Source organism: Nostoc sp. FACHB-110 (assembly GCF_014697425.1).
In the GTDB taxonomy this organism is placed as follows: Bacteria; Cyanobacteriota; Cyanobacteriia; order Cyanobacteriales; family Nostocaceae; genus Nostoc_B.
Map to the genome: position 1 here is coordinate 1 of NZ_JACJRU010000001.1, position 16,168 is coordinate 16,168.

8 protein-coding genes are annotated in these 16,168 nt (G+C 38.2%); 3 read left to right on the forward strand and 5 right to left on the reverse strand.

All coding sequences use genetic code 11. The annotated features are described in order from the left end of the window. Window positions 1–118: 118 nt before the first annotated feature. Window positions 119–1,636 carry a S9 family peptidase gene (locus H6G69_RS34625; RefSeq protein ID WP_190680294.1) on the forward strand — a complete coding sequence of 506 codons (1,518 nt, stop codon included), beginning with the start codon at window positions 119–121 and terminating at the stop codon, window positions 1,634–1,636. A 75-nt stretch (window positions 1,637–1,711) separates the two neighbouring features. Here H6G69_RS34625 and bchH read toward each other — a convergent pair whose 3' ends face one another. From bchH to H6G69_RS00025, 4 genes are all read right to left on the reverse strand, one after another. Continuing rightward, window positions 1,712–5,389, reverse strand: coding sequence for a magnesium chelatase subunit H (gene bchH / locus H6G69_RS00010; RefSeq protein ID WP_190680296.1), 3,678 nt, complete (start codon window positions 5,387–5,389; stop codon window positions 1,712–1,714). 344 nt (window positions 5,390–5,733) lie between these two features. Continuing rightward, window positions 5,734–6,981, reverse strand: coding sequence for a DNA-processing protein DprA (locus tag H6G69_RS00015; protein WP_190680298.1), 1,248 nt, complete (start codon window positions 6,979–6,981; stop codon window positions 5,734–5,736). Window positions 6,982–6,986: 5 nt separating this feature from the next. Continuing rightward, on the reverse strand, window positions 6,987–9,074 hold the full coding sequence (locus tag H6G69_RS00020; protein ID WP_190680300.1) for a RecQ family ATP-dependent DNA helicase: 2,088 nt from the start codon (window positions 9,072–9,074) through the stop codon (window positions 6,987–6,989). A gap of 312 nt (window positions 9,075–9,386) precedes the next feature. After that, on the reverse strand, window positions 9,387–10,061 hold the full coding sequence (locus tag H6G69_RS00025; protein ID WP_190680301.1) for a carbonic anhydrase: 675 nt from the start codon (window positions 10,059–10,061) through the stop codon (window positions 9,387–9,389). Between the two features lie 265 nt (window positions 10,062–10,326). Here H6G69_RS00025 and modD point away from each other — a divergent pair, with 265 nt between their 5' ends. Then, entirely contained in the window at window positions 10,327–11,181 is an 855-nt protein-coding gene (modD, locus tag H6G69_RS00030) for a ModD protein (RefSeq protein ID WP_190680303.1), read from the forward strand. Window positions 11,182–11,613: 432 nt separating this feature from the next. Next, window positions 11,614–13,026 carry a hypothetical protein gene (locus H6G69_RS00035; protein ID WP_206757627.1) on the forward strand — a complete coding sequence of 471 codons (1,413 nt, stop codon included), beginning with the start codon at window positions 11,614–11,616 and terminating at the stop codon, window positions 13,024–13,026. Window positions 13,027–13,238: 212 nt separating this feature from the next. On the opposite strand, the gene H6G69_RS00040 is transcribed toward H6G69_RS00035, so the two are convergent. After that, the gene (locus H6G69_RS00040) at window positions 13,239–15,263 is read right to left on the reverse strand and encodes an ABC transporter ATP-binding protein/permease (protein WP_190680307.1); all 2,025 of its coding nucleotides are present in this window, start codon (window positions 15,261–15,263) and stop codon (window positions 13,239–13,241) included. Window positions 15,264–16,168: the final 905 nt, after the last annotated feature.

The following is a 16,168-nucleotide window of genomic DNA, read 5'->3' on the forward strand; positions in this document are numbered from 1 at the left end:
CGAAATACCCACTAAATCGCCAAACTCAGACACTTTCCACATAAACTTACTCACTATGGTTAGCTATGAATAAGTTTAGATAAGAATTTGGCTACTTAGTCAAGCTCCACCACCGATTGTGATTGATCAGTTTCACTTTCAAGAAGATGGTGTTGGTTTTATTGACAAAAGCCGTGAACATCTTTATGTATTGGACTTAGCAACTCGCAAAGCAGATATTCTCACCCCAGGTTCATTCAATGAGTATTTACCAGCCTGGTCACCTGATAGCAAAAATATTGCTTTTGTGAGTAAACGTGGGCAAAATAGCGATCGCCACAATAATTGGGATATCTACGTCATCGCGGCCCAAGCTGGCGCAAAAGCCCATCAACTAACCATCTTTTCTGGCCCTGATAGTAATCCTGATTGGAATAGTCGTCCGGCTTGGAGTCCTGATGGTAAGTTAATTGCTTATCTTCAAGGAGGTTCACCCAAGCTCATTGAATACGCCGTTTACCATCTTGCCGTCATCCCTGCCAAGGGTGGTACTCCACGTCTGCTGACTGCCAGTCTAGATCGCAACGTTGTGAAACCGCACTTTACAACAGATGGTAAATCAATACTATTTTTAATCGAAGATGATGGCAACGTTCACCTCGCCAAGATCCCTTCAGCCGGGGGTAAAATTGAGCGATTGTTAACAGGAAGGCGAAATATTAGCAATTTTGATTTAGGACGTGATGACAAAATCGCTTTAGTTTCCTCAACACCACAACAACCAAATGAAGTCTTCGCCCTCAGAGGTAAAGATTTGCGTCCATTGTCGCACCAAAATGCTCAGTTGCTAGAGCAGCTAAATTTAGCAACCATAGATGAAATCAGCTTTAAGAGCAAAGATGGCACAGAAATTCACGGCTTTCTCGTCAAGCCACCTAACTTTCAACCAGGGAAGAAATACCCGACACTGCTAATGCTGCACGGCGGGCCTGTGGGTCAGTTCACCAATCAGTTTATGTTTAATTGGCAGTTGTTTGCCTCTCAAGGCTATGTCGTTGTTGCTGTGAATCCGCGTGGTAGTTCAGGAAGAGGTGAAGCCTTTTCCAAGGCGATTTATGCAGACTGGGGAAACAAAGATGCTCAAGATATTATTGCCGCTACTGATTATGCTATCGCTACCGGAATTGCATCACCATCGCATCTAGGAATTGGCGGCTGGAGTTATGGCGGGATGTTGACCAACTATACTATTGCTCAAGATACTCGTTTTAAAGCCGCAGTTAGTGGAGCTAGTGAATCCAATATTCTTGCAACCTATGGTACTGATGAATATATTTATGACGAAGAACAGGAGTTAGGTGTACCGTGGAAGAACCTGAATACATGGCTGCGAATTTCTTTCCCATTCATTCATGCAGACCGAATTGTCACACCAACAATATTTATGGGAGGTGATCAGGATGCTTCTGTACCACTACACAACTCTGAGCAGATGTATCAAGCACTCAAAAGCCTAGGAATTGATACTCAACTAGTAGTTTATCCTGGACAGTCCCACGGAATCAGCAAACCGAGTTATCAACGTGATGTCTTAGAACGTTATTTAGCTTGGTATAATAAATACCTAAAACCTTCAATCACAACTTTGCAGAAATAGTCATAGAAGAGCTAATTGAAATCATGAAAAATCATATGACACAACTCAATTAGTCCCTTGATAAATTGGTATTTTTTAAACTGTTACTCCTTCCAATTGTTCATCAGTTAACTCATATAACTGACGCAATTTATCTAATTTATCTTGATCAGCTGCCCAAAAACCGCGCCCAGATGCTTCTAACATTCGGCTAATAATATTGCGGAAAGCTTCGGGGTTGGCTTGGCGTAATTTCTCAGCCATTTCTGGGTCTAAAGCGTAGGTATCTGCGGCTTGGTCATATACCCAATCATCTTTAAAATCGGCAGTACCGCCCCAACCAATTAAGGCTGTCATCCGTTGCGAAATTTCATAAGCACCGCCAGAACCTTGATTTGCCATTGCTTGCGCCCATTTGGGATTTAGCAATTTGGTGCGATATTCCATCCGCAGCAAATCTTCTAGGTTGCGGGGTGTGGTGTCTTTGGAGAAACTTTCGACAAAGCTGGTAGTTACCTTTTTACCGCCTTGTTTTTCGGCGGCTTTTTTCAAACCACCTGTGTTGGCGTAATATTCTTGAATATCGGTTAAACCATATTCTACCGAATCAATTTCTTGAACGATGCGATCGCTCGTTTTCAATAATTGATTCAACACCTCTGGTCTAGCTTGGCCTTTATCTTGTCTGCCATAACTAAACACATTGCGGCTTTGCCAAGTGTTACCTAACTCTTCCCCAGATTCCCAATTACCATCAACAACCCTATCATTTACCAAAGAACCAAAATCACCCGCAGGGTTAGAAAATAACCTTGCTGAAGCATTTTCTACACCTTGCGCCTTTAAAGCTAAAGCGTGTTTTCTGATAAAATTCTGTTCTTCCGACTCATCTGCCTCAGCCGCCCGGAAAAACAAATCATCCAATAATTCGATGATATTCACAAAACTATCACGGAAAATTCCCGACAAATTACCCAACACATCAATGCGGGGATGTCCCACCTCAGCCAAAGGTTTCAATTCATAACGAACAATTCGGCCAGTACCTTCCTTCACAGGTTCCGCACCAACTAATTCCAGCAGAATTCCTAAAGATTCACCCTTGGTTTTAATTGCATCTAAACCCCACAATAAAACCGCCACCGTCTCAGGATACTTCCCATGTTCTTCTAAATGCTGGGCGATAATTTTCTGGGCAATTTCCCTACCCCTCTCATACGCAGCAGGTGAAGGCATTCTATAAGGATCTAACGCATGAATATTCCTTCCCGTCGGCAAAACCCCAGCACCATCACGCAACAAATCACCACCAGGCGCAGGCGGAATATACTCACCATTCAACCCCCGCAACAAATTTGTTAACTCATCCGTAGTTCTTTTTAATAAACTTCTAATTTCCTCCTCCTCTCCGTGTCCTCTGTGCCTCTGTGGTTCGTTTCCAAAATAAGCCTCCAAATAAGCCGCCATCTCCTCCTCATTTGGCGCTTCACCCAAAGTATGCAACCCAGAAGAAAACAGCCGATTCTCCAAAACCTGCAAATATTCGTACAACGTCACCAAATAATCATCAAAAGCATGACCACTAAACATTCTGATATTTTCTGGCGTAAAAGGAATGCCTAATTTTTTCGCATCCTCAAACGGACAATCAACATCTAAACCCGTATCAACAATCTTTTTACAAATCCCTTCCTTCAGCACATAATTCTTTTTCGGGTCTTCTCGATACTCTGCAATTAAATCGCGCAATGCCACCAATTCCTTATACAAACCTGCACGCCCATAAGGCGGTACATTGTGCGAAATTAACACCCCATAACCGCGACGCTTTGCCAAAATTGACTCCGAAGGATTATTCGCCGCATATATATATAGATTGGGCAAATCACCTAACAAAATATCTGACCAAGAATAACCCGTATTTCCTAAAGGCGAACCAGGCAACCATTCCACAGTACCGTGCATACCAAAGTGAACCACAGCATCAGCTTGCAACTCATTTTGCAACCATTTATAAAAAGCAGCATATTGCGGATGCGGAGTTAAATCGCGTTCAAACATTAACCGCATTGGGTCACCTTGAATGCCTAACGGTGGTTGGACACCTATCCAGACATTACCTAATTGCACTCCACCAATGTGCAGTTCATCCCCATAAGTTTTAATCCCGCTTCCTGTTAAAGATTTCCATTGTTTTTCAACGCGAGATGTGCGGAGATATCCCAACCATTTTTCTAATTGACGGGCATTAACAGTATTGGGGAGTGGGGAGGAAGTTGTTTCTAGCCCCTCGTCAGCTGCTTTCACTTGGCGAATTAATTCTTCCCCATCTTCGGGGATGTCGCCTAAGTTATAACCTTGGTCTTGGAGTGCATGAAGTAATTTAATTAAGCTGCGGGGAACATTTAATAATGCAGCTGTGCCGGCTGCACCATAACCAGGCGGGAAACCATATAAAATAATGGCAATTTTCCGTTCCGATGCTGGTGTTTGCCGTAAATTAATCCAGCTTTTGACTCTACCAATTAATCGCTGTACCCGTTCGGGAACCAGATAAATATTTTCGCCCACCAAACCGCCGAGGGGAACGGTATCAATCGCCCCGTCAAGTTCTGGTAAAGCATATAAAACTACACTTTGTAAGCCGCCGACACCTTGGCGTGTCCAAGAATGGATATCTTGAATTAATAAGGGTGCGGCGACAATATAAGGCACATTTTTAGCAGTTAAGATGCGCTTGGCTACTTCGACTTGGCGGCCTGCTTCCATTGAACCAGCCGGGCCACCCACTAAAGGAAAGCCAATGGTAGAAACAATGGCATCAACTTTAACTGCATCTTGGGAAAGTGAGGGAGTTTCAATGTTATTGAGTTGCCGTTGTTGCTGTTCGTAGTCGGTTGTCATCCAGTCACGTACGGCTACGTGTCCCTCTACGCCGTTGATGAAAATGGGTAAGGGAATTAAGCCAGCTTCTTCAAAGCGGCGAATTAATTGGGGGATGTATGGTTGTTTGGTGATGACGTGTTTGCGGTAAAGCAATATTCCAACAACTGAGGACTTAGAAGCATTCCTTCTGCCTCCTGCCTCCTGCCTCCTGCCTCTTTCTTGATACCATTCCAAATATTGGCGAGGCGTTTCAAAAAACCCTTGGTAGTCGGGATGGAGTAATCCCATGTTGGGGGTTTCGACTGGCGGGGGGATGTCGCCAATTTTTAAGCCTAGATATTTTTCTGCGAGTGTCCAGAATAATGAAGCGACATTTTCGGGGCCGCCTGCATTCCAGTAACCATAGATAATTAGCCAGTTGCGTAAGTCTTGGACTTTCTGGACTGGGACGAATTTTAAGAGTTTCGGGCCGATTTTTAAGAAGCTGATGTAACCTGCGAGTTTGTCTTCTTCGCGTCCATTGCTGAATTTGTCGAGGATGAATTTAACTGGCTTGGGCATTCCTTTGGGTTTGTCACCAATGGCAAAGTCTCCCAACTTGGTTAAACTCATCAATTCCAAAGCTGACTCAAACACAAGCCGGATGGGAACTTGGCTAAGGCGATCGCGCAGCCACAAAACTTGGTCATAATCAAATAGTAAGCTGCCAAAAAATACGTCAGCGTCACGCAGTGCTGCTTCCACTTCCGCACGCTTACTGGTAATATCGCGATCGCTAAACACCCGAATATCTAAATCAGGACAGCGAGATTCAGCCACAGTTGCCGCTTTTCTGTATAAGTCAGCGTTGAACGATTCAAACCCAGCAATTAAGACAATCCGTTTCATGCCCGTAAGCTACGCAATATTTCTTTACTTAAATTCTAATCGTGGTTGCGGGTTGATTGTGAAACATCTGTCTTTAGTTCACCAAGTAACCGAGAGTTTGTCTTTAGAGTCAAGGTAATCACTATTTTCCACCCAAAGATTAATCTGGCATTTTGGCAGATTTCCTCAAGTCTAAGTTGGTATGGTGATATCCGCGAATGTCTTTGTGCGACAATTACCGACTTGCAGAATCCCTCGGCTAACTACCGGGGGGCTTTTTTTGATATAAATACAGGAGTTGTGGTGCGATCAGCAACTTCCTACTTTTCGATAAAATCATTAATATATCAACAAAAAATTAAACATCACAATAAAGAGAGTTGATTAGCTGATTGATTTACTACATAAGCAACAGGCTTGGTAATTTTTCTGACTTTTCCTTCTTCCACTGCTCTATTTAACCAATCTTGCATCTGTGATTGTCTAACTTCCAAAGATTGTGCTAAAGATTTCGTATCTTTGGGTTGATTTAAATGGCTAAGAATTACAGGTAAAACAGCAGTATATATATCAATTTTTGGAATTACCTTTAAATCTTGATTATCAGTGGATACATTTACTTTTATACTTGTCTGAATTTTGGGAGATTCAACAGATTCCATCAAACAACTATGTTTTTCTAAAAGTTCTTTTAAAGAATCATTCCAAGGTTCAGAAGGAAATGATTTTGCTCCCTGATTAAACAATTGTTGATTACCTTCAGCAGCATTAGGAAACATTCTGACAAAAACGGGAACTTCCTTAATTTTAGATAATGCTTCTACTGCACCAGCCCAAGTACCACCTTTGCCAAAGGATGAGCTAACTACAAGGGCATAATCAGCTAAACTATATATGTATTTATTACGTCCCATCGCGTTACCGGCATTAAAACCAGCGTCAGGATCATAACTAGAAACTAAGGTAAGTTTACCGTCTTTAATGCTAGAGCGATACTTACTATTAACTGCTGCTTTAGTCAAACTATCTGCCAGTATACCAACAGATGTTCCACCTGCATTTAAAACACTGAGCATTGCTGCTTGATCTACCCCACGCGCTCCTCCTGAAACTATTTGTATTCCTCCCATAGCACTAGCTTTGGCAACTTTTTGAGTGTAATTAAGAATTTCTTCATCAATATCACGAGAACCAACAATTGCTAATCCTCCTCTTGACAGTAATTCAACATTTCCTACTCCATAAAGAATAGCTGGTGCGGAATGTCTTAAGCGTTGTTTCAGAAGTTTTGGATAGTTGCTATCACTTCTACCAAGTATCCATAAACCCTTACTCGTCCATTTTTCTACTGCTAAACTTAGCATTACACCGCGTTCTAATAGAGCTAATAGTCTATCAGTTTCAATCTTATTAAAACTAGCTTTTTGTAATAGATATTTTGCATTTGCTTCGAGTAAATCTGCTGGACGCATTTGATTTTCTATCAACCATTCAGCTACAGAGTTATACTCATTTAAGGTAAGAGGTTGAGGTTCAATCTGGCGATTTTGCCCAAAGCTGGCACATAAAAGTAAAATTACTTGTGTATCTGGTGGTAAAACATGGTTTAACATGATTGTTACTCCCCTTGTCCTAATGAATTGAGTGCTAAGGCTACAGGAAAAACCTGACCACTACCAGCACTACGTAACAGTGCAGCAATTACTGTAAAAGTCCAACGGGAATCTACCATATCATCTACAAGAAAGACAGCACCACTCATACCTGGGAAAGTATCAATAACAAATGCCCCATTTAAATTATGAGCTTGTTGATAACTATTACTCATAGATTTTTGTAACTTTGTTTGATGCACTTTCCTCACAATAGGTTTAAAAGGTAGACGTAACTGATTAGCTAATCTTTGTGCAAAATTAGGTACAAGTTCTGGTCGATTTAATGAAGGAACACAAGTTACCCAAGTAGGAAAAGGTTGTGGTTGCCAACGTTGAATCATTTCCCGCATACTTTGCACCAACGCATCATCAAAATGATTATCTCTATATTTACCTTGCTTCACTAATTCTCCCCATCCAGCATCACCCCACAGAGATAATGCTCTTCCTGCTTCTGCTATTAAGTTATTCTTAATATTTCCTGAAAAGTTGTAACTTGACAATGCTTGTGATGGCCATTGTTTACGCGGTTCAATAATTTGATTGCTACGACGTAGATATATAACTGCTTGATTGACCATCTCAATTGAACAAGTTACTGGTAATAAAGGCATACTTAAGCAGACAGCACATTTACCGCAATTAACTGGATGAGGGTCATCTAATTCCTTTGCCAAAAAAGCCATTAAGCATTCTGTACTTTGCATATATTCTGACATTTTGGCTTGTTCTTGACGACGAATTTCTGTTAATTTGGTAATCTTTTCAATATCAGGTCGATAATTTATGGGGTTAGCATACCATTTTGAACCTTGCTTACTTACTGGTGAAGGAAATTCTAGAGACAAAAGTTTTAAAACTTTATCAATTTGCCCTCGTGAAAGATTGAGATTTTGTTCTAATTGCGGAACAGAAAGACCTTCTGTAGCTTGGTTGAGTGCATCTAATACCTGTTGTGTATGTATTTGTGGTGGAAAGGCTGTATTGATGAAATAATTAGTAATTTCATCATCTTCATCACCACTGAGAAGGACTCCGTAAGCAGCGTCTACTGCCCTACCTGCTCTTCCTACTTGTTGATAATAGTGTACAACAGAGCCAGGACGTTGATAATGAATTACAAAACCTAAATCTGGTTTATCAAAGCCCATACCTAAAGCAGTCGTGGCTACTAACGCTTTAATTTGATTATTTAGAAGTTCGTCTTCTAAAGTTATACGACTCTCACTTTCTAAATCGCCATGATATGCTTTTACGTTAATACCTTGGATGGTTAACCAATTAGCAACTCGATTAGCATCTCTAACAGTTAATGTATAGATAATTCCACTACCAGGTAAGTTTGGTAAATTTTCAGCTAACCATGCCATTCTTTGGGCTGGACTGGGAAGGTAAATATTTTGCAGACGCAAACTTTCTCTAGTTAAATCGCCTCTCCTAACCTGTAGATTAGCTCCTAATTGATTAATAATATCATCAACGACTCGATTATTTGCTGTAGCAGTCGTAGCCAGAACAGGAATATTTTGTGGTAATGCTTGTAAGATTCTGACAATGCGCTGATAGTCGGGACGGAAGTCATGACCCCAATCGGAAATACAATGTGCTTCATCAACTACAAATAAACCTATACGTTGTGATATTGGCAATAAAATATTTTCTCTAAACTCATCGTTAGCTAATCTTTCAGGTGAAATTAGTAAAATATCTACTTCTCCTGCTAACAATTTAATTTTAACCACTTCCCATTCTTCTTGATTACTAGAATTAATTGTTGCGGCTTTTACTCCTATCCGTTGTGCGGCTGCAATTTGGTTTCGCATCAAAGCTAGAAGAGGTGAGATTAAAATACTACAACCAGCACCTTGATCTCTAAGTAATCGTGTTGCTAAAAAATAAACTAAACTTTTACCCCAGCCAGTACGTTGAATAACGAGTAAACGAGATCGCCTCTCAACTAACTCTTGTATAGATTCCCATTGTCCAGGACGAAAATTTGCTGTTGGTTTATTTAAAGCTTGGCGTAAGAAGGATAAAGCTTCTTCTTTCATAGATGCACACTTCACAAGATATTCTTGTTGTAACATTACTATCTAAGTGTGTACTAACATACTATTGCTGTAATCAAGCAAAATTTTAGAAAATAAAATATAATATTTATTTCACAAATAAATTGGTTAACAGTTAGGACTTACCCAAGAACTCTCTCAAACTCTTATCACTTGGTGTCTTTTGCGTCCTACCCTGCAGGAAGCCGCTGACGTGTCTATGTGGTTTGTTTCTTCATAATTTTGCGTCAGTCCTGACAGTAATATCTCACTATTAAAGATTCCGTATCACAATCAACAGAGTTGATTAGCTGATTAATTTATAACATCAGGAGATTTTTCAGATCGTAATTTCAACTCAAGCAGTAAAGGACATGGGTATAACTGCCATTGGATAGTTGAAACTTGTAAATCTTTGATCAATCCAGTGCGTATGTCTAGTAGCCAACCATGAACTAGAGGCGCATTGCGTTCATAGAGTGCTTGACGGATGATAGAAGTTTGATAAAGATTTTTCACCTGGGCAACAACATTAATTTCGGCTAGACGATTTAAGCGTTCAACTCTAGTTGGTAGAGCATCAATTTCAGATTTGTTCTCTAAATATAATTCACGAATCGGATTTACCCAGTTATCAATAATTCCAATAGTTTGCCATTCTAATGCTGCTTTAATTCCTCCACAATCATAATGACCGCAAACTATAATATGCTTCACATGGAGGTGTATGATTGCGTATTCTAAAACAGCTAAAAAGTTAATATCTGTCAGAGAAACTTGATTAGCAATATTCCGATGGACAAATAACTCTCCTGGTTCAGTGCGGGTAAAATTTGTTAGAGGTAGGCGGCTATCAGAACAACCAATGTAAAGAAACTGTGGTGTTTGCCCTCTAGATAATTCTTCAAAATAATGCGGTTCTAGATTCAATTTTTCGGCAACCCAAACCTGATTATTTCTCAGAAGATCATCAATGTTGTGATATTTCATCAAATTAGTTTGAGCCTCTCATAAATATTTTATCTGTTTTCTAGATAACAGGCAGATAATAGGGATTCAGAAAAACTAAACTTTTTATAAAAAAGATACTTTGTGCAGAACAAAAGATAAATTTCTGTGTAATTAGTAAACAAGTAAATAAAGAAAATATAAAAAAGCTTTCCCCTGATAGACAAGCACTTTACAAGAAATGATTAGAGGATTGCTAAACTAACGAAGTGCTTGCTCCAGATAAACATCAGCAATAATCAAAACTATGATTGGAAATATACTTTCAGATGCAGCAATTGAGCAACTAATTAAGGAGGACGTTCCTTATTTTGATTTGACGACATTGGGGCTGGGAATTGGTAAGCAACCAGGCACAATTGAATTTTATTCCCGTCATCCAATGGTTGTTTGTGCTACAGAAGAAGCAACTAGAGTTTTTCACCAGTGTGGTGCGGAAGTTCTTTTTTGTGTTGAGAGTAGCACTTATTTAACAGCAGAACAACAAATTCTCAAAGCCACAGGTTCAGCAGAAGCTTTACATATAGCCTGGAGAATTGCACTTAATTTATTAGAATATTACTCAGGGATTGCCACGCGGACTAATAATTTGGTGAAAGCTGCTCATCAAGTTAATCCTGCTGTGGGAATTGTGGGTACGCGGAAAGTATTTCCTAGTACCCGTGCTTTATCGGTGAAAGCCATAATTGCTGGTGGTGCTGTTCCTCATCGTTTGGGTTTATCTGAAAGTATTCTGATTTTCAAAGAGCATTTAATTTATCTTGGCGGAATGTCAAAATTGATAGAATGCTTACCTCAACTCAAACAACGGTTTCAAGAACACAAAATCGCTATGGAAGTGGAAACTGTTGCAGATGCGATGGCGATCGCACAAGCTGGTGTTGATATTATTCAATTTGATAAAGTGTCTTGTCTTGAGCTAAAACCTGTAGTCTCTTCACTCAAGCATCAATATCCCAACATCAAACTAGCTGTCGCTGGCGGTATTAACTTAGACAATGTTCAAGATTATGCCAGCACAGGTGTGGATTTGTTAGTAACCAGCTTTCCCTATTTTGGTAAGCCTGCTGATATTGCAGTCAAAATGTTGACAACGAAATAATCTCAAACTCTCTCGCTTATCCCCAGCGATGAGAGTTTTTATTAAGTGCCGAGATGTTAAAAATAGCACTTTAACCCTCTTTTTTGTGGTGATGCGCTATTAATATTTCCCAACCGACACAAGAAGTATTTTTGGCAAATTCCTCAATAGTCACTGCCGCAAAAGTCATGATTTCACAACAAATACTAAAAGGATTGTTTAATACCAACAAATTTGGTATTGTGACTTTAAAGTATTGTGGCGAAATAAAGCAAAATAATTCCTGAAAAGTTTTTTCAGGAAATTTGACATGATTTACCAAATATTTCTAATTGCCTTACTCAGGATTTTTGTAAGGTAAAAAACTGTCGTGTGTAATATTAATTGGAGTATATTCTGATGGCATCATCCCAAAAAACTAGATTGATTATTTCTGGAATTAGCAGTCTTTGTATGAGTACAGTTCTGGTTACTAATACTCATATTTTTAAAGCGCAAGCTACTTCCAGACCCCAAGTAGATAATTTGGTTGTTAACGGAAATTTTGCCGCAGATCCACTGGTTAGCCCTTACGATCGCACAAGAACTAATCCTTTTATTTCTGGATGGTATAATAGCGTTGCGAAGAATGTAAGTTCCACTACTTCTTTGGACAATTATACAGTTGATGATGCAGAAAACTATTCTTTAAGTGTATTTATCGGCCCCAATTACGACGATAACGGGCCTACATTTACTTACATTTCACAAAAACTTAAAACAATCCCAGGTCAGAAATATGAACTAAGCTACTACTTAGCAAACACAGACGATGAAGCCAGTAGCAATATATTTCAGACCTATGTAGGTGGACAATTAATTGATGAAAAAGTTAATCTTCCTTTTCAAGGTTTTACAAAATATACTTACTATTTTGTTGCCAAATCGCGCACTACAGAATTAAAGTTTGCCAGTAAACAACGCTCTTATTGGTACAACCTAGACAATGTGAGTGTTACTCCTGTCAATAAATTCATCAAAAACGAAGTCTCTCCACCGGAAACTGAAGCTTCTTTGATTCCCCGCGCCAAACTTGTATTTAGTACTTTTGATATTCCAAATTCAATTGCTACTGATGCTCAAGCTATCAACGACCAAGGAGATATTGTTGGATATTTCCGAGACAGCACAGGAGATCATGGCTTTTCATGGAACTCAGGAAACTTCAGCACTTTTGATTATCCTAACGCACTTCTTACATATGCTAACGGTATCAACAATCAAGCTAATGTTGTCGGTTCTTATTATCAAAATACGGTATACAACACCTTTTTAAAGATAGGAGATAGCTTTAGTAATATTGATGTACCTGGTTTAGATCCAGTGTTTGCTCAATCTTTTAGCAATCAATCAGCTAGAGATATTAATAATCAAGGCGATGTTGTTGGCTTTTTCCGTGATGGTTCCGGAACTCATGGATTCTTAAAAAAAGGTAATAGTTACACTTCCTTTGATAACCCCAATACAACTTACCAATATACAATTGCCAACGGTATTAATGATGGAGGAGATATTGTTGGATTTTTTCAAAGCACAAAAGGATATCAAGCCTTCTTAAAGCAAGGAGATAATTTTACTAACTTTGATGTTCCCGGTGCAATTTTTACCCATGCAAGTAGTGTCAATAATCAAGGAAATATTGTTGGCTTTTTCTATGATGGTGTGGCAAATCGGGGATTTTTAAAGCAAGGTAATAAATTTACTGTGATTAATGTACCTGGTGCATATTCTACCTACGTTTATGGAATTAACAATCAGGGACAAATTGTTGGATACTTCTATGACGGGACAAAAAGACGTGGGTTTATAGCTCGTCCAAAATGGTAATTGGGTATATATTTTAGAGGATATATAAATTGTAAGGATTCAGCCCACAGAAGTCAGAAGTTAGAATCTAAGTGTAATTTATGATGATTAGTCTATTCTTCTTGAGAAGAATGTGATTAAATTTTCTAACATTCTGTCCTGAATACTTATTTACATCTTGCATGAGGCCGACTGCAGTTGGCCTCATGCAAGATATTATGTATAGCGAATCACTACACTTTTACCCATTTCAACACCTGAGGGTCTTTATTATAACGGTAGGTGAAACCGTCTTTAGTTGTAATAATTTCTCCCTTACTGGCTTTACTTCTAACAGTATTAATGGCATATAAAGTTAATTCGGTCATTTCCTTGTGAGAAAGTCCTTCATTAATAATCGTCTCTTCTAATACTGTTGATTGAGTGGTGCGGTATTCATGCTTAGGCAAAGTATCTACAGTAATGCAAACATCGTTATGCAAATTAGATGCAGGTTTTCGGCGATTTTGATAATCTTCTATAGTGGAAAGTTGCCAACTAGAATCTTGTGTAAGTTCTAGAACCCATTGATGATAATCGAACAAACTTTCTCTATGTCCAACACTAATAAATGTTGTTTTTGTATCTCGCAACTGTTGATATAAATTGCCTTCATTAGTTAAATCTAAAGCACTGGTGGCTTCATCTAATATTGTGAACCTTGGATGAGTGACTAAAAGCCGGGCAAAAGCCAAACGTTGTTGTTCTCCTAGCGAGAGTATATTTTCCCAAGGAACTTCAGTATCAAAGCCTTCAATTCGACTTAACAAATTTTTGAGGTTGACTTGTTGCAAAACTTCTTTGAGTTGTGCGTCAGTCATATAATGATTTGTACTAGGATAAAGCAACTGTTCGCGTAAAGTGCCTAAAATTATGTAAGGACGTTGAGGTAAAAATAAGAATTCCTCTAAAGGAGGACGCACCAAACGACCACTTCCTGCATTCCACAAACCTGCTATCGCTCTTAACAAAGAACTCTTACCTCTACCACTAGGGCCCACAATCAATAACCCTTCTCCTGGTTGGACAGACAATGACAAATCTTCCACAATTGTCTGTTCATAGTCTGGTGTTTTTAAAGTGACATTCTCAAAAGCGATGTGGTTTTCTTCGACTGACTTAATAGTATTTACATCTTCTGATTGTTTACTAACAGCTTCTAACGCATCAGAAAATTCTGATAATCTCTCAACATAGCTTGAGAAATTTCCTGACCTGCCAAATTCACTAATTAAATCTCCTAAAGCATTAGCAAAAAAATAGCAACATATAGAAGCTTGGCTAATTTCCCCAAAGTCCATTTCGCCTTTAATATCTAAAGGCCCAAATACTATATATGGAAATATTTGAATGACTGCCTGATAACCTCTATTAAAAATTTCGTTGTTTCTTTCCCAATCAATTCTTTCTCGAGCATTTTGGATCAATATTTTAAATCTGCGAGCAATAATATTTGACTCTTGCTTTTCTCCCCGAAAAAAAGCGATAGATTCAGCATGAGTCCGAAAATGAGTCAAACAATAATTGTATTCAGCTTTTGCTTCAAGCTCTTCTCTATTAATTTTATTTAATGCTTGAGATAAGTAAACAGCAATCAAATTACCTATAACTGTATAGGTAACTAAAATTAATGCAACTGATTGAGATATTGACCAAAGAATTATCAAAAATCCTGCCATTTCCAAGATTTTTTCTAGCAAGGTAAATGAAAAACTTAAAGCATTGCTAGCAATTGGTTCAATTTCTTGAGCCAAACGTTGATCTGGATTCTCAATATGAGATTTAAAGCCGATTTTGTAATAAGCTTGATTGCTTAAATATTTTGATAAAATTTTATTGTTTAACCATTGATACCAATCAAGAGCAATTTTTTTTCTTAAAAGTTTTGAAAACCCTACCAACAGAGTTACCAATACCAAGGCTGAACCATATAGTAGTAAAGCATTAAAGAACCGAGAAATATCCTTGTCTTTAATGATAATGTCAAGTAAATAGCGATTAATAAAGCTATTAAAAACATTTGCACTGACAAGGGCAACTATTAAGATGACTAAGAGAAATAGCATTCCCCATGAGCGAATCACATCTGAGAATGCTCTATCTCCTGGTTCGTTTGGATACCAGTAAGGTTGGGCTACCGCTTTTATGTCTTTCCAAAATTGAATAAAACCTAAAAACGCATTGGTTGAAGGTTGAGCTTGAATAACTTGGGTAGGCATATTCCAGAGAAAAGCTAATATCTTGTGTAACTCAATTTAGTGTACAGTTTGTACTGAAGTCAAAAGTTGCAGTAGAAAAACTTCTATTCAGCACGGCTTAACCATAACTATATTTGCTTTGAAATACTTGCTTATATTGGCTAAATACAAGCTTGTTAACTTTGGGTTAAAACATGAATGAATATATAGTTAAGTCATAATGATTACATAAATTAACGAAAAAATTTTCTTTTTAGCTTTTTTATAATATCTCCTAATTTTCAAATATCTGTTGACTGAATAACTAAGGTTGATTGTTGTTATTTAGTAAATAGATAATCTCAGGTTTGGTCACAAAATGCAACAGTGGACAAAACAAACAGTAAAATCATCTTAATATGCCAATCATTAGTTATTGCTGTGTGTTGGCAATATCCTATCTCTGATAATTACCATTCTAAATTTTAATTTTTACTTTTATTTTCATTAATCCAACAATAGTCCTTAACTGTCCTAAATGTCTTAACTGTCCTAAATGTCTTAACTGTCCTAAATGTCTTAACTGTCTGCTAACTGGCTAAATGTGACTTTAAATACTTATTATTCACCATTAACTCAGATAATAAAAATATTTATCAAATAGCTAAAACATACTCTAGTAAAGGATTTACAGCATTTATCCAAGCAGTTATTACATCAATCCAATAGTTGTTCAAGTTTATTCTTAAGTGTCTTAATTGGTATTGTATTTCGCTGGGCAACATGAGATAATTACCAAACTAAAATAGTAAATTAGCACTTATGAGATTTAAACGTTGAAACAGCTTAACTTTGTTGAGGAGGCTATATTTGAACATTTAGATTCAGTCCGCAACCTTTAAACTTGGTAGAAAATTTTTAATTGACATAAGGCGTAAAGTGAAAAA

Excerpts from the sequence above, each read along its gene's own strand:
- H6G69_RS00015 (WP_190680298.1), bottom strand. The coding sequence starts at position 6,981 with ATGTTAAACCATGTTTTACCACCAGATACACAAGTAATTTTACTTTTA.
- H6G69_RS00020 (WP_190680300.1), bottom strand. The coding sequence starts at position 9,074 with ATGAAAGAAGAAGCTTTATCCTTCTTACGCCAAGCTTTAAATAAACCA.
- modD (WP_190680303.1), top strand. The coding sequence starts at position 10,327 with ATGATTGGAAATATACTTTCAGATGCAGCAATTGAGCAACTAATTAAG.
- bchH (WP_190680296.1), bottom strand. The coding sequence starts at position 5,389 with ATGAAACGGATTGTCTTAATTGCTGGGTTTGAATCGTTCAACGCTGAC.
- H6G69_RS00040 (WP_190680307.1), bottom strand. The coding sequence starts at position 15,263 with ATGCCTACCCAAGTTATTCAAGCTCAACCTTCAACCAATGCGTTTTTA.
- H6G69_RS00025 (WP_190680301.1), bottom strand. The coding sequence starts at position 10,061 with ATGAAATATCACAACATTGATGATCTTCTGAGAAATAATCAGGTTTGG.
- H6G69_RS00035 (WP_206757627.1), top strand. The coding sequence starts at position 11,614 with ATGAGTACAGTTCTGGTTACTAATACTCATATTTTTAAAGCGCAAGCT.